The following is a 14242-nucleotide window of genomic DNA, read 5'->3' on the forward strand; positions in this document are numbered from 1 at the left end:
CCTCGTTGCTCGTGCCGGTGCCAAAAGCTCCGATCGGCAGACCATTTTGAGCGTGGCCAGCGCAGGCAGTTCTCTTGGCCTCGCCGCCGCCCGCGACTTCGACGTGGTGGGTTGAACGTCCGGGCTGTTGGTTTGACTGGTGCGGTTCAGGTTTGCACCGGTACCAACGTCTCGTGTCCCTATTCCTGGAGGCGCCGATGGACCAGGGTTGGCGCTGCTCGCATTTGTACCCATGCCGGACGGAGCTGACCCACCAGTGTTGGCGCTGCCCGTGCCCGTCCCAGTGCCGGCACCCGCGGAGCCCGCCACTGCGCCGCCTGCTTGGGCCAGGGCCAGTACAGCTACGCTCGTGATAATCGCAATGATCAGCGAGGGGAGTCGGTGCAGCATTGGACGATCTCCTTCTCAAGCGACCGGCAGCATCGGCCGAACATTTAATTGGCGATAAATGATTGAATAAAATAAAATATGGTTTATTTTTGCCTGAGGGTAAATTGAAATTGAGAAACGGATTGACGCATTAATGTCGCGGATGTGGGCACAAGCGTCGATGCAGGCAGGGTCGGGCCTTGGATCGCCCGTTCGCCGCGCAGACGTGTGGATTGCCTCGGATTGTGTTCGTAGCTGTGCGCGCACCTGCGCAACAAGGTCGGCGTGGGTTGCACCGACTGTCCTGACGATAATATCGGTTTTGACCATACCCGTTCTCGCGCAGCAGCCAAATCGGCCGGCGAGCGACGCCCATGTCATGGCGACGCACTTGCGCGGCACGACCGGCTCGGGAGGGTGGCGCGCGGCGCGGCTGAAACCATCTGCCGACACGACACCCCTGAAGCTCGCACAAGCCACAATCAGCAATACCGAGCGATCGCGGCAAGTGCTCGCCACAGAACAGGAGAGGATACGGGCCCTTGCTGCTGACCTTCGAACATGCCGACGGGAGCAGGATACCGTGCTGGGGCTGTTGCAGCATGCACGCGAGCAATGGACCAGCATTGCGGAGGCCACCGAGAATGAAACCGATGAGCTCCAGAAATCGCTCCGGGAGGAGCGCTTGCACACGCAGCGTCTGGAACGGGAACTTGTCAAGGCGCGCAACGATTTCGAAGTGCAGGCACGGCTAAGCCGCGAAATCGGCGCAGAGGGTCGCGAACCCGAACGCCGGGCACAGAGCGATCCGAGAGAGCTGCAACAGGCTGTCGAGCGGGAGAAAGATCGGGCAAACCGGCTGGAGCAGAATCTGACAGCCGCTCATCACGACCTGGAGACCCAGTCCGCAGAGGTAACCAGACAAGCCGCAGAGATCAGTGCAAAAGAGGCAGCGGAGGCTCAGGTACAGGCAAGCCTCCGACAGGAGCACGATCGTACCAAACAGCTGGAGGAGACGCTCGCGACGACGCGAATCGAGCTCGACAACCGATCCCAGCAGATCGCGAAGGCAACCGAAGAAACGGTGCAGACCAAACGAACGGCGGAGAATACCTCGGCTAAACTGAAGCTCTCATTAAAGGAGGAGCACGAAAGAGCAGATGCGCTGGCGCAAGAGCTCTCGTTGGCTCGTTCCACGCTGTTCGCCTATGAAGCGCAAGCCGCGGCAAACGATGATCGAGCCGAACAGTTGAAAAAGCGGCTCCGGCGAGAATGCAACCAATCCGGCCGAGATGAGCAAGAACTTGCCGCAGCGCGCCCGAGTATCGGACCGTGGCTACCCGCCGGGGTGTCGGGCGAAGGCGGAGCCGGCAATTCGCCAACAAGGGAACTGCTCCGAACACTGCTGCTGGGATCGCCGCAGGCGCCGCCCGCGCAATTCGCGCGAGAGCTCGTGGTCACAGCAGCTGAGCCGAAGGCGCCATCCCCGGTTCCCCGGAACGAAAACGCCGCCGAACTCGTGCGATTGATCGCTCGCGCAACCGGATTGCTTCGACAAGGCGATATTGGCGCGGCACGAGTTGTCCTGGAGCGTGCTGCTGAATTAGGGAGCGCACCGGCAAGTTTCGCCCTCGCGGAAACGTATGATCCGAGCCTGCTTGCAAAATGGGGCGCGAGCGGAACGCGCGGCGACACGTCCAAGGCGCGAGAGCTTTACGCCAGAGCAGCAGCCGGAGGGGTCAAGGAGGCAAGGGAGCGATTCGACGCACTTGGTCATTAGCAGCATCGGTGCAGACAAATGGTCGTGCGCTGTATCGACAGATCGAACTTAAACTTACGTGTCGAAGTGAAGAGCGCAGCGGACAAAACAGAGTAGACGTTCCTGGGGAGCCGGATCGATGAAGCAGCTGGTTGGAATACGCTCTTGGTTTCTCCTCATCGTGATAGCCACTCCGCTTTTGATCATGGGCTGTTGCCCAGCAATGGCCCAGCAGACTCCGCGGGCACGTGCGGATCATGCAAGGGCGGAAATTGCGGCCATGAACGATTGGACTGTCGGAATAGCCGGAGGTCTGCTGGAAGGAGCTCCCATTCGGCTTGCCGCGGAAATGGCGCGAGTGGCCGATGATGGAACGGACCTCCACGTGCTGCCCATCGTGACCCGTGGCGCAACCGAAAACGTCAATTCGCTGCTGTATTTGCGGGGCATTGATGCAGCAATCATCAATTCCGACGCACTTGACGAGTACAAGAGCCAAGTGCCGGACATCCAGCGACGGATCACCTATGTGCTCAACCTGTTTCCATCTGAACTGCACGTATTCGTCAGGCCCGAAATTCAGAGCTTGAGTGATCTGGTCGGAAAGAAGGTCAATTTCAACACCCAAGGTACCGCCGCAGCTTATTCGGGCCCGCTGATCTTCAGCCGGCTGGGGATCGAGGTCGATAAGGCATTCATCCCCCATCAGGTTGCGATGGAACAAATGCGCAGGGGTGAGCTGGCCGCCGTCGTTTTCATAACATCGAAGCCGGTGGATGCATTCATACGTGGTCGCTGGGATGCCGGCTTCAAGTTCTTGCCGGTCCCCTACGAGAGCAAGTTCGAAGATTATTATCTGCCATCTTGGCTGGACGCAGCTGATTATCCAAACTTGATCAGGCAGGGGGAACGCGTGACAACTATTGCCGTTCCAACCGTGCTGGTCGCTTTCAATTGGCCGATCAAATCCAATCGCTTTCATCGTGTGGCGCGCTTTGTTGACCGCCTGTTCTCGCGGATCAACAAACTGCAGGAGCCCGGTTTCGATCCGAAATGGAAGTCGATCAACTTGGCGGCGACGGTCCCTGGCCTGACGCGTTCTCCCGCGGCGCAGGCCTGGCTCGATCGTCTGCCGCGTTCGAGCCAGGCGGCGCAATGACGTTCACCCTGATCGCTCTCGTCGTGACGCTCGCGATCGCAAATGACCTCGCTCGGGCCCGAGGCGCCGAAGACCCTATGGCGCCGGTTCGCGTCTCTGATCGGCCCGCAAATGGAGCCGGGGCGTGGATCGTCAGCGAGACCACCTCGCCAGTTGATTATTCATCGATCATCAAGGCGACACTACCATCTCAAGGGGCCGCAGCAATGAGCCTGTCGATACGCTGTCGCGGCGGCCTGACCGAAGTGTTGCTTGATGGAGCCGGCCTGTCGGGCCGTCGCGAGGATTACACCCTATCCCTGCGCATTAATGATGATCCACCTTTTCAGGTCTCAACAATTACGTCGGTGCGCGGTGTCGCGCTTGACGGCGATGTCGTTCGCCTGTTGCAATCGATCCCCGGCCACAGCGAACTTTCCGTGCATGTGTCACGCCGAACGGGGACCAGCGCCGGTGCAGTGTTCGCTCTCGATGGTATCGAGAGCGTACGTGCAAAATTGGTGGCAACATGCAAATGGCCACGCGCGATCGCGAAGCCCAACAATTGATCATGAACCTCAGCTTGCTTGGAGAAACAACATAATGCCAAAATTTCCGAAGATTATCACAGCGATGATCGCGACAATCATCTCGCTCCTGGTCGGGCTGTCTAGTTCCGCGGCACAGGAGACTCGCCTGCTCTCGGCACAGCCCAGTTTGCCTGCAGCCTCAGCACATGGCGCGGCAAGAACGCACGCGAATTCATCGGCGCGGGCCGCGACGCCAAAACAATTTGAGCTGGCGCGCATCGCGCCATCGTCTGCTGCCAAGAAAGAGCACCGCTTAATCCTTCAGGTCAACACAAGCGACTCCGCGTCAATGAATCTTGCATTGAACAATGCACTCAACGTCGCGCAATACTACAAGGAGGTTGGTGAAGGAGTGAAAGTGGAGGTGATTACCTTCGGCCCCGGCCTCCATATGCTCCGCGATGACACGTCGCCGGTGAAAGCGCGAATTGAGGAAATGGCTCTGAGCACGCCGGAAGTATCATTCAAAGCCTGTGGAAACACGCAAGAGAAAATGCAAAAGGCCGAAAATAAAGACATTCCGATCGTTGCCCAAGCCCAAGTGGTGAGGTCGGGCGTCGTTAGGGTGATGCAGTTGCAGGAGCAGGGATGGACCTACGTCAAGCCATGAAATGGCGACCAGACAATGCCTATCGAGCGGCTAGGTGCCGGCCTGCGGTCGCGACACCCCGATCGAGTGGGTCGCCGCAGCCGATGCAAATTGACTGGCCTCGATCGGGACAGATCTATCGCGCGCTATTGACCGGGCAGCGCTAGACCGACTGTCTGATCATGCGCACGAGAGCGACTTCGGGAGCGGGTTGAGCGAACATCGGTTCGTCTCAGTCACTTGCGAGGTCTGGTAGCAATTTTGCGGGGCAGCCCCTGCCCCGCCCATCCTACTCGGCCGCCTGCTAAGGTCGATTGTCCCGTAGCAGCATAGGGTATCGGAGATGCAGGGCGGCGCGAGCTGTGACGCACAGTGCTTCGATTTACGTCAGTTCTGATGACCTCTTTTTCGAGGGCAAGCGATTAAATTCCACTGGATTTTATTTTGTTAACGCGTCAGATTTCTAAACTTAAAGCGAGTCGATTTTACGTTGGGGATGTTAAATGGCAAAACCTGCCGTTTCCCGTAATGCCTTTCGAGCGTTATTCGCTCTTTATGCGAAAGCTGATCACAAGCACAATGGCGATTATTGTGTGTTGAAGCTGCCTGGATCCGCTCAAGGCATTCCTGATCGGCTGCTACAGCAGTGGTCGCACCAGGCTGATCTACCCGGCGCTGAAGCCATCGCCAGCACACTGGAGCCGCGCACCCGCGAGATCGTGAATGGTCGTAAACGCTATGACCACGCCAGCGACTTTCTCCACGTGCTGCTGAGAGACCTAGAGCTAAGGGAACACTGAAGAGACGTCGCTGCGTCAGGCTCCGCGAGGTCTTGCAGACCTGAAGGATAATGCCTTTTGCCTCCGCGCTCTATATGCACCAGTCTGCTATTCCAATGCCGGGCAGCCGGCCCATTTTGTCGATATGGTGCTCGCATGCCGAGGTCGATTTACCAGCCATTGCATGAAAGGCTGCGAACGGAGAACGGTCAAAGTCTCCGCCTCACCTTTTCAGAAATTGAAGCGATCTTGGGGAAGCCTCTGCCGAGATCGGCCTACACCTTCACTGCGTGGTGGAGCACACTGAAGAGAGCAGGTCCTCAAGCGAGAGCGTGGATATCCGCTGGTTATCGTGTCCGGGTCTCAATGAAGCACCGCATCGTCGAATTCTATCGTTCTGATGTGAACACCAATGATCGTCATGGAACGCCCTGGCTGCATTGAAGCTTCCCATGATGGCGGACCTATCAACCTCGGTGTTCGGGACAAACTGCGAGAACAAGCCGGCGCAGAATCAAGTTGCAACTTCAGGGCCGCAGCGAAAACTGCTGCGGCCCTGTTTTTGAGCGGAAGCCGCGAACCGGATGCTCCGGAACGTGGCGAGACAACTCCAACGGGAACGCTGCGCGATGGCTTTAAGCCGCATGAGGGTTGACGATGGTGTACCCTCGCAGGGAGCGCGGGTGAATTCGCGTTGCGTGCCCACCTGAGTTGGCATCGTACGCCTTCCAGATGTCACCAGCGATGTGCTGTTCAAGGACGAAGACGTGTCCACGTCGCGCGGCAACCATTCCCGGTGCTGGCGAGGTGCGGGGAAAGCGCAGCCAATTGGCTGCGAGGTTCAGTTCCGGTACTACCCGACCAAACACTCGGATCGCCGCACCACATCCGCAGAACGATCGAGGGCAACCGGCCGGACGACCGCTAACGATCTCACTACTTAAGGCCCCTGAGCTGGCCACAGACATCCGTAGGCTAGCAACGGCACCTCGCTGCAGGCGCGGTGCCGGTCTCGTGTATCTCTGCGCCTGCACCAGCGAAGATGAAAAGTCGCATGGCATAATCACGTTGCATTCAGGTGGCAAAGCGGCGCGCAAGGGGCGCGCTTCAGATGAAATGGATGTCGCAAAAGCGAGCAATAAAGCTACGACTACTCGAGTGAACATGCAGGACTCCGGGTTAATAGCCCTGCCCCGACGCGCAGAAAGCGCCTTTTAATTTGGCGAAATTAAGTTGCAAAACTAGCATTAAATAGGATTTTATGGCCGAGTTAAATCAAGAAAGGAACGTTTCGATTTGCCTCGAGTCCTTGTGCGACCGATCCCTTGTTGTCGTGGATCGATAGATGGAAAAGGCAGTCGCCTACGCAATCTCAGCGGCCCTCGTAGGTATCGGTGTTTTGATACTGGTCGTTGGCCTGTCCTCCAGCTCGCCCGCTTTGTGGGTGATGGTCGCGCTCGTGCCGATCACGATCGGGATCGTGAGCGCTTTTGGCCCCGTGTAAGGATGGGGAAAACGGCCGATGCGTCAGATCGTCTGCATTTTCCGAATCGCGCCTCTGTGCACGCTCTCAACTGGTTTCAGATTTGCGGGTACACGCGCGTGAGCCATTTCGTCTCTATGCTTCTGCTTGCCCTCGCCCTGACGCTGACCTTGTGCTTCGGGGTGGCAGCCTGGCGCGTGTCGGCCGGCAATGACGTCGAGATCACCGCAACGATTCCGCATGGGGAATACGGATGGAGATCGAGGTCGAGGAACTGAATTCCTTGCGCTCACCCTTCGGCTACATCCTGGCGACTATGAACGTGGACCTTGACGACTCGCCATCGAGCGGAGGCTGCCCCGCGTCTCCTACCGTTCCTGCCTCGGGCTCGCCGACGGGCCTTTAGGACCGCAGGTCGTCCGTTCGCAACATAGCGATCAGGTTCGCGACCGCCAGCTCCAGGTGCGGCAGGGCATCACAGGGCTCTGCGGCATCGAGATCGTCTACGTGCCAATTCTGGACCCGGTCCGCGATGGCCAGGAAAGCGGCGTTCGACCATCGATTGATGCTCCGCCTCTTTTAATCCTATGACGATATCTGCTTGCCGGAAGTCAGGTAAGGTGCACGGCAGCGGAAGTTCATCAGCATCGTTGCCGAAAAATCCCCGACACGCGGCGAGGTCATAGCTTACCGTCAACTATTCTGACGAAGGAGGAATGGCATCAGCTTCTCAAAGATTTCTATCCGAAAGCGATCAATCTCCCAACTGAGCGCATCGCTGAATCCCGCGGCATACGCATGGATGATCGCTCGGTCCGCAGTCACTTTGGTCGTCACGCCATTTACGACCACCGAGCCTGTCAGGATCTTTCCGTCCCATTCAACAGCGCGACCATAACCCACCGACATGGCAACTCCAAACACAAGAAGGGTTGGTCTTATGCCGCACCAGGCGGTTATCTCACACCCACGTCGTCGCTTGTTTGTTCGTGCTGCCGCTCATCGTCCTCATCTCGGATAAGTTTGTGAGATTAGCGCAAACCAAAGCAAGGCACGACTGCGCACCACAGTCAGTTCCTTCCGATTCTCTCGATGAATTCCAACGCGGCTGGCGCAATGTCATCGAACTCGACAAAGCAGCGGCGCAGTTCATCTGCGATCTCTACGGTTACATCACGCGACCATCCCTCAACCGTGTTGAAGACCACGATCCGAGCAGGGTGCTTGTATTGACCTTCCATTATTTGGCGCATCAGCGTCGCTCGACCAGTGTCGTCTTCGGAGGTTTCGCTCCAGGCACGGCCGAGCCCACCTCCATAATCCTCGAGCACAAGATAGACGTCACGTGGATATGGATGAGGCACGATGGACGGAGAATGAGGCATGATCCCAAAACTCTGAAAATCGTCATTTAATTTCTATATTAAACTATATTAAATATGGAATTTCAATCTAATTTACAGCCGTCCGGCTGCGCTTTCGATCGGTCGACACTGCCTATCGAGCGACCCACTCGCCGGCACACGCGCTTTTGGAGGCGAGCAAAAAGCGAGCCGTGGGGTAACGGCGGCGGCGATGGCTGTCCCGACGGCAAGGACGACAGGGGCCGCTAACGTTTTTCGGAGGCACGGCGGTTGGTACGGGCTCGCCAATTACCGCGTTTGCCCGATTCCTCTCCCCAACTGGGCGATGCAGTCGGGCCCCAGCTTTCCCCACTGCCCCAAGGCAAGGCTCATTTTGTTCGGCTTGGAACGACTTACTGATTGCCAAGTTTTCCCGTGCCTCCCCAAGGGGCAGCTGCCTTCACCAAGGCGGCTCGATAGCCCCAGCTTCACCGCCCTGAGGCTGGGGTCCTTTTGCTGTCTGGATAGCTGCAGACTCAGGAGGGCGTTGATGCAGGGTTATAGCTCGATCCTTCTTGTCCAACGGTTGAACGACCTCGTTTGTCAACTGTCAGAGCTGGAAGATCTGCGGCTTAAAGTCCAAGAGGCGGAGCGACGCGCCTCGGCTGTACCTGCATTGCAGTCGCCTCCGAGCACTCAATCGCAGCGACGGCGAGCCGCGGGGGAGCGGACCCCCGAGGAGTGACTGGAACCCGATTTATCCTGCGTTAGCGAACGAGCGTAGAGGCTGTGCAGCTCGACTGCCCTGAAGGGAGTGAACTTCACGATCCTCGCGTGGTAGGGCTTGAGCAAGGGGCTTCGCATTCCGCATTTATCTTCGGCTTTCTCGCGCGACAACACGCGCCAGTCAATTATCCGCGCAGAGCGACTGGCCGCCGAACTGATTGAAAATATCGATCGGCTGTTTGCCCCTCTTCCTCTCGATGAGGGAAATAGGGCGCAGCGCGCTCGAGCGGTCGACCAGCGCAAGCGTGTATTGGCGGATTGGCGCAGGCCGCACGCGACAGCAATGGCGATGAGACAGCATGGCGTTCTGAAGCCTTGCCCCACGCTGATGTTCGTCAATGGCGCCAGCGAACTCGACCAAAGCACGACCAGGACTTACGTGATACCTGCGTCATGCTGCTCGATCGGGCTGGCTGCGACTTGCTGATGACCTGCGACATCACTGGGCATTCATACCGAAGCGCGCAGACCATTGTGAAACACTACCGCGCCCGGAAGGCGGCTCAGGCCGAGTCCGGCATCGACTGGCTTGAATTGCAGGTGCGGAAGGAAGGGCTGAACCTGGATCGTCATTCTGTCGGTATTCAGCGGTGCATGGCTCCGGCCAAAGCCTTCGGCTATGCGCGCTCTCGGGCGTGAGAGAGGTGCGCGTGAGCTAGTTCATGTCCGCGCTGCTAGTGGTGACTGCGTTGACGCTGACCCTATGCTTCGGCCTGGCAGCCTCGCGCCAGTCCACCGGCAGGGCAGCCGATTTCACCATTGCCTCCCAAAATTCCAGACTGGGACGCCGATGGGATGCCCCTGAAGACTAATGGCCTCGCCTCGGAAGCAGTAGCATGGCTTCCATTGACGGGGGCTCCCCACCTATCGTGAGCACCGCATCATCAACCGGCAATAAAGGATCTGGAACTATCTTACACGTAGGTTCTTCCGTTCTGATTGGCCACTGGGGGCTAACAGATGACGGATGAACAGCTAGCTCTTCAGGCTGTGAGTGACGCCCAGCGCATTTTGGAAAAATACTTAGAACCGAGGCCCCGGAATAACGAGCGCATCATCTTGGACAAGCTGGTGGAGGTGCTCGAGCGGCCAGATCTTCTGGTCGCTGTTCATCGGATGCAGCGCGGCTCGTAAGCGCGCCGTTGCTGGTCGGCTCGTGCGAATTCGAGCCAGTCCTCAGCAAGCTTTAGCCACGGCTCCGCGTCGACGGGACTGACGGGCTTGCGCCGTCCGTTCCCTGCACACGTCAGCTAACTGGTAGAAGCGAAGTACATCTTCAGACATGCAAAATGACGCGACTAGGCCCATCACCCCGCCTCAAGAGTATCGCCTCTTCCGACACTGCCTGTCGAGTATCTTACATATCATCCTGATTGGGTGACTCCTCGCCCACTGTGCTAACTGGCAACCCCGCCGGCCCGCAGACGCTTTCAAGTGCCGGCTTTGCCGGTTGCCAGCACCATATAGGCAGACGCCGCGTCACAACTCAGCAGGTGGCGTACCAGCCATCAGGAAACGGGAGCGGAGGCCATTCGCCCGCGGTGTCATTCGCGGCCTCCGGCTCGGCGTCGATTGGTCCACCTGCCGAAGGACGCCACGCAGGAGGCGCACCCGGCTCGCGGTGCTGGTCGGAAGGCGCTGTGCTGCCGAAGTGCATAGACTCTATCGAGGGCATAAGTGCACCCCGCGCTCTTGATATCTCGCAATTAAATAGACAATGCATTTATTAAATATATTAAATGTTTGACTTGTTCAATCGCGAAATGATTGAATAGGTTTGTCCTACGGCGCCCGTGAGCGCGGTATTTTGAGGCCAGCGACCATGTCCTTGGCATTCCCGCACTGGCTGATGATCGCAGGGCGGGGTGACGGCTATATTGGTGTCCTCGTCAGCGGAAAGAAAGCGAACCGGGTTGATCGACCGCCAGGCGAGCCGATCGATGTGCCGGCTTTACCGCTCCTCAACTCGCATGACCCGCAGTAGCTCGCGCGCGTTCCGCTAAGAGCGAGGGTTAGCAATGGCTGTCAGAATTGAATGGGGTCCGCTTGAGGCGATAACGAACGTCCGCAACGAAGCGTGCAAGGCCCGAGACTTCATCATCCAATCCCATGATGGACACGTGCAGGGGCAGATTGTCGTGCCTGACGACGCCGATCAGTTCGTCATGGGGGCATGTGAAATCCGGCTTCTCGAGCTGCTAAAGGACGCCATCAAGGAACTGGAGCGGTGAAAGCGCCGAAGATTGCCGCCAAAGCGAGTACTAAATTCGATACGTGGTCAAAGCGCCCGGCCCGCCTGTGCGAACCGGCGGGCCCTGTCCCAGCCACGCCTACCGTCTCAGATTACCTGCGGACTGCTCGCCCCGATCGCTCACGATCTCGTAGCTCACCTTTGCACCTTCTGCCAAACCACTGAAGCCAGCCTTCTCCACCGCTGAAATGTGGACAAAGACGTCCTTCCCGCCGTCGTCGGGCTGAATGAAGCCATAGCCTTTGGTTGAGCCACTTCACAATACCTGTCGCCACGCACGTCTCTCCTAAATGACCGTCGCCACATGACAGAAGCTGATAAAAACGAAAAGCCCACCAACTTAGGATTTAGTTCAAAATGCGAGTTGGATGAATGACCGCCTGTACTGGGACAGGCGTCATGTTGCCCACATGAGGAAGGCAGCCAACGTGAACCGGCGCCCTCCCGTCAATTTCCCACGGTGGACCAGCAGGGAACGAACACCTCGATAGGGAGCTTGAGAATCTTGCCGGCTCCTCGCGAGCTAACTGAGCGGCCGCGGCCACCCAAAAGTCGGCCTGAAGCCGGAGCAATCTCACTGCTGGCGCCTACACAGCCGGGACGAACTCGTCGGCTTGGAAATGGCCCGCAGTGTGAACCGGCGAATTTTTGTCGCAATCAAATGCGACGCGCTAACGCACTGAGCGCAGATAATGGTCTGGTCGGTTGGCGCGATTCATCTCAGCGAAGGCCTTCCCCAACTCTTCCGCCGTATGCTTCGCCTTGAAATTCTCCCATGCGATCATGAACCGCCCCTTCGCTTCATCGAGTGAGCCAGCTTTCCCGAACGGCGGACCGGGAAGCGTCACGATGCACGTCCACAACCAGAACCCCGGGGAGCATTCGTTGGCGTAGCGGATGCGCCCGACTAGCTGCCGGTCCTCGTGAACCGTGTAATCATCCAGGCCTATCATCCGCAGTGTCAGAGGCATTGTGGCTTGCCGCAGGGTAGAAACGAAGATAAAGCGCGGCGGATTACATTGTGCCAATTAAACCTCGCCTGACCTGCGCGGCGAGGAACCCGTGTCCTCACTGCGCCGTTGCTGTCTCGCTAGCTTGCCCAAGCTGGCGGAGCGGCTCCGGCGTACCTCAAAAGCCAACCCTGAAGCCGGGGCCGTCTCTCCGCCATCGGTCTTTTCGGAGCATATGTTGTTGCGCGGCGCACAACGCAGGTCCTACCGCCATAACCCCAGCTTGAGTCACGACCGCGTGCAGGAAACCGTTTCGAGCCTCACACGCAATGACGCGAAACAACGCCCTCCAAGACTGAACGGCATTGACGTCCTCTCGAGTAGAGTAAGATGAGGAAACTATTTTTCGGTGCGGCCTTACTCGCGATCGCATTCGTGGGGTGTTCAACGATTATCTCGGCCGCTCTTTCTGCAGCCCGGGAGCCAAGGCCGCAACATTCTCCGAACGCTTTGCGCCCGCGCTGAAGTCCGCCTCGAGCGGCTAAATGCACTCATAGCCGTTATGAACCTGATCTGGCGGCGCCTTACTTACATGATACTGGCCGGCATGCGGTCTAAGCTCGTGAGAGCAACGACTAAAACGACCGGTGTGACCGGCGGGTCATTTTTCCACTTTGACAAGATAAATCGACCGCACGATGCGGCGAGCTGACTGAGACGATCATGCGTGATCGCGCGCCGCTTCTCATCGGCTGTTAGTTTCTCGCGTCAGTCAAATCGTGACGAGAACAATAATAATTGCGATTTCAACCAGTAACACCGCTGCTGTCATGGTGGGGACGATAAAAACGTAGCCATGCGGAGGATGATCCGCCTCACCATCGGCCAAGAAACGGCCCCTCACATCTCATGGCGTAAGCAGGGGCGGGATGCGGGAGCCGTTTCTCGGTGGCCAGACGCGTTCGTCCGGCGCCAGGCACTCTCAAATTAATTCTATTTTAAATATCGGTCAACATTTAAATTGGCATTATATTATTTATTTATTTAAAAATGGCCCTGTGCTTTAAAATCGCCCAGCTTGCCTTAGAGCGAGCGCATCCGTCGTTCCCCATCCTTTGCTGCCTCGCAAGAGAGCAGGACGTATCCCCGGACAAACGCGTGCCGGCCGCTATCGCGCATGGCACGGATTGGATCGAGCGTTACCCATGCATTGCCGCGGCCGCTCTGAAGAACCGCCAGAAGCACTTCGTCGTCGAGGGTGAGGAGGTAGTGCTTGGCGTCGATGACGTTTCCGATTTCAACGCCCTGCACTCTCTGCCAGGCAGCTTCAATTTCCCGCGTCTCCGTTGGATTTTTTCAAAGATCCGGTGGCTATGGGCAAGCAGATCCTCGCGCAGTTCGACCCGTCGAAGATACTCCCGAAGGCACCGAATCTGCCGATGCCTGACCCCGCCCAACCCTACTGAAGCGGGCCGCGACCTGGACCAGGCTCAATTGCGCTTTCAGCACGAGGACGAGAAATTGCTTCCTCGCTTCTAGTCAAGCAAAACGGCCTCGGGACTTAATGGGGCGGTTTCTGCATCCAGGCTCGTTTGTTTTAGGTTACTGACCCCTCGATAAATCCCCGGCTCCATGCCTATGAACTCACTTCGGAGAACGACACGTATGGCGCACGAACTGCAATTTCTCTTTCTCCACGAGATCACGCAGGAGCAGCCCACTGGAGAGGTTCCGAAGCACGACCCAATCCCGCTCCTGATACTCTTTCTTGATCCTCCCAACCGTGTTTGCTGCAAAGTCTTGCGCAACCCGTTGGCTCCTTCGCTTAGGCCGCCCACATACGCCATGATGAGAACTGTCGGAGCGAAGCCCAGCAGGCACGCGACATCTATTGCTTCTGACCCTGTTGATGCTGTCTCGGTTGCCATCACCTTGAAAGCCAAAGAAAGATAACTGTCTCGGTAGCCGTCGCACGTGCCCTTGACGGCGGCGAGAAGAGTCCTCGGCTAGGATTTCTGACGTTCCGATGCTCGCGCACGAAGCTTCGTTTCTCGTGTAGCTGCCCCGCGCACGTTTCTCGTTCACTTGAGCGCGCAACAGCGCCCCGCGAGCAAGCATTCGAAATCCATGTGAAGCTTAAACCGAAAGCAGTTCCCGGTCGGCTTACAAATGGAACCAAATTGACCGCCATTAAATGAGAAATTT

General features: G+C 57.7%; 15 protein-coding genes and 1 pseudogene. 11 read left to right on the forward strand and 5 right to left on the reverse strand.

Annotated features, from left to right (window positions below):
- Positions 1–405: 405 nt before the first annotated feature.
- Entirely contained in the window at positions 406–699 is a 294-nt protein-coding gene (locus IVB36_RS20365) for a hypothetical protein (RefSeq protein ID WP_143273084.1), read from the reverse strand.
- A gap of 61 nt (positions 700–760) precedes the next feature.
- Between IVB36_RS20365 and IVB36_RS20370 the strand changes: the two genes are divergently transcribed.
- The 6 genes from IVB36_RS20370 to IVB36_RS20400 all read left to right on the forward strand — a co-directional run bounded on the left by IVB36_RS20370 (position 761) and on the right by IVB36_RS20400 (position 6728).
- Entirely contained in the window at positions 761–2149 is a 1389-nt protein-coding gene (locus IVB36_RS20370; protein WP_247392829.1) for a hypothetical protein, read from the forward strand.
- Positions 2150–2267: 118 nt separating this feature from the next.
- Positions 2268–3287, forward strand: a complete 1020-nt coding sequence (locus tag IVB36_RS20375; protein ID WP_247372053.1) for a TAXI family TRAP transporter solute-binding subunit — start codon at positions 2268–2270, stop codon at positions 3285–3287.
- Entirely contained in the window at positions 3284–3835 is a 552-nt protein-coding gene (locus IVB36_RS20380) for a hypothetical protein (protein ID WP_247392830.1), read from the forward strand. The genes IVB36_RS20375 and IVB36_RS20380 overlap by 4 nt, the downstream gene beginning before the upstream one ends.
- 34 nt (positions 3836–3869) lie before the next feature.
- Entirely contained in the window at positions 3870–4466 is a 597-nt protein-coding gene (locus IVB36_RS20385) for a DsrE family protein (RefSeq protein WP_247372058.1), read from the forward strand.
- A 482-nt stretch (positions 4467–4948) separates the two neighbouring features.
- Positions 4949–5245 carry a hypothetical protein gene (locus IVB36_RS20390; protein ID WP_085349058.1) on the forward strand — a complete coding sequence of 99 codons (297 nt, stop codon included), beginning with the start codon at positions 4949–4951 and terminating at the stop codon, positions 5243–5245.
- A gap of 1324 nt (positions 5246–6569) precedes the next feature.
- Positions 6570–6728: a hypothetical protein gene (locus IVB36_RS20400; RefSeq protein WP_018456767.1), complete on the forward strand. Its 159-nt coding sequence runs from the start codon at positions 6570–6572 to the stop codon at positions 6726–6728.
- A gap of 672 nt (positions 6729–7400) precedes the next feature.
- Here IVB36_RS20400 and IVB36_RS20405 read toward each other — a convergent pair.
- Positions 7401–7616, reverse strand: coding sequence for a hypothetical protein (locus IVB36_RS20405; RefSeq protein WP_018456770.1), 216 nt, complete (start codon positions 7614–7616; stop codon positions 7401–7403).
- A gap of 80 nt (positions 7617–7696) precedes the next feature.
- On the opposite strand from IVB36_RS20405, the gene IVB36_RS20410 reads away from it, so the two are divergent.
- The 5 genes from IVB36_RS20410 to IVB36_RS20430 all read left to right on the forward strand — a co-directional run bounded on the left by IVB36_RS20410 (position 7697) and on the right by IVB36_RS20430 (position 11067).
- Positions 7697–8122, forward strand: coding sequence for a hypothetical protein (locus IVB36_RS20410; RefSeq protein ID WP_157642985.1), 426 nt, complete (start codon positions 7697–7699; stop codon positions 8120–8122).
- A 772-nt stretch (positions 8123–8894) separates the two neighbouring features.
- Positions 8895–9263 carry a hypothetical protein gene (locus IVB36_RS20415; RefSeq protein WP_143273771.1) on the forward strand — a complete coding sequence of 123 codons (369 nt, stop codon included), beginning with the start codon at positions 8895–8897 and terminating at the stop codon, positions 9261–9263.
- On the forward strand, positions 9263–9475 hold the full coding sequence (locus IVB36_RS20420; RefSeq protein WP_085409711.1) for a hypothetical protein: 213 nt from the start codon (positions 9263–9265) through the stop codon (positions 9473–9475). The genes IVB36_RS20415 and IVB36_RS20420 overlap by 1 nt, the downstream gene beginning before the upstream one ends.
- A 321-nt stretch (positions 9476–9796) precedes the next feature.
- Entirely contained in the window at positions 9797–9970 is a 174-nt protein-coding gene (locus IVB36_RS20425; protein ID WP_162847236.1) for a hypothetical protein, read from the forward strand.
- A gap of 884 nt (positions 9971–10854) precedes the next feature.
- The gene (locus IVB36_RS20430; RefSeq protein ID WP_018456774.1) at positions 10855–11067 is read left to right on the forward strand and encodes a hypothetical protein; all 213 of its coding nucleotides are present in this window, start codon (positions 10855–10857) and stop codon (positions 11065–11067) included.
- 99 nt (positions 11068–11166) lie between these two features.
- Here the strand turns inward: IVB36_RS20430 and IVB36_RS20435 are convergent.
- The 3 genes and pseudogenes from IVB36_RS20435 to IVB36_RS40465 form a co-directional block, all read right to left on the reverse strand.
- A pseudogene (locus IVB36_RS20435) lies at positions 11167–11362 on the reverse strand (cold-shock protein).
- A gap of 396 nt (positions 11363–11758) precedes the next feature.
- Positions 11759–12058 (reverse strand): hypothetical protein, encoded by a 300-nt coding sequence (locus tag IVB36_RS20440; RefSeq protein ID WP_026233247.1) that lies wholly within the window; start codon positions 12056–12058, stop codon positions 11759–11761.
- Positions 12059–13120: 1062 nt separating this feature from the next.
- Positions 13121–13348, reverse strand: coding sequence for a hypothetical protein (locus IVB36_RS40465; RefSeq protein WP_345946587.1), 228 nt, complete (start codon positions 13346–13348; stop codon positions 13121–13123).
- Positions 13349–14242 lie beyond the last annotated feature (894 nt).

Source organism: Bradyrhizobium sp. 35 (genome assembly GCF_023073215.1).
GTDB lineage: Bacteria > Pseudomonadota > Alphaproteobacteria > Rhizobiales > Xanthobacteraceae > Bradyrhizobium > Bradyrhizobium canariense_D.

What these genes read in the sequence shown, in the direction of transcription:
- IVB36_RS20380 (WP_247392830.1), top strand. Translation starts at nt 3,284, where the DNA reads ATGACGTTCACCCTGATCGCTCTCGTCGTGACGCTCGCGATCGCAAAT.
- IVB36_RS20375 (WP_247372053.1), top strand. Translation starts at nt 2,268, where the DNA reads ATGAAGCAGCTGGTTGGAATACGCTCTTGGTTTCTCCTCATCGTGATA.
- IVB36_RS20425 (WP_162847236.1), top strand. Translation starts at nt 9,797, where the DNA reads ATGACGGATGAACAGCTAGCTCTTCAGGCTGTGAGTGACGCCCAGCGC.
- IVB36_RS20400 (WP_018456767.1), top strand. Translation starts at nt 6,570, where the DNA reads ATGGAAAAGGCAGTCGCCTACGCAATCTCAGCGGCCCTCGTAGGTATC.
- IVB36_RS20440 (WP_026233247.1), bottom strand. Translation starts at nt 12,058, where the DNA reads ATGCCTCTGACACTGCGGATGATAGGCCTGGATGATTACACGGTTCAC.
- IVB36_RS20405 (WP_018456770.1), bottom strand. Translation starts at nt 7,616, where the DNA reads ATGTCGGTGGGTTATGGTCGCGCTGTTGAATGGGACGGAAAGATCCTG.
- IVB36_RS20420 (WP_085409711.1), top strand. Translation starts at nt 9,263, where the DNA reads ATGACCTGCGACATCACTGGGCATTCATACCGAAGCGCGCAGACCATT.
- IVB36_RS20430 (WP_018456774.1), top strand. Translation starts at nt 10,855, where the DNA reads ATGGCTGTCAGAATTGAATGGGGTCCGCTTGAGGCGATAACGAACGTC.
- IVB36_RS20385 (WP_247372058.1), top strand. Translation starts at nt 3,870, where the DNA reads ATGCCAAAATTTCCGAAGATTATCACAGCGATGATCGCGACAATCATC.
- IVB36_RS20365 (WP_143273084.1), bottom strand. Translation starts at nt 699, where the DNA reads ATGGTCAAAACCGATATTATCGTCAGGACAGTCGGTGCAACCCACGCC.
- IVB36_RS20390 (WP_085349058.1), top strand. Translation starts at nt 4,949, where the DNA reads ATGGCAAAACCTGCCGTTTCCCGTAATGCCTTTCGAGCGTTATTCGCT.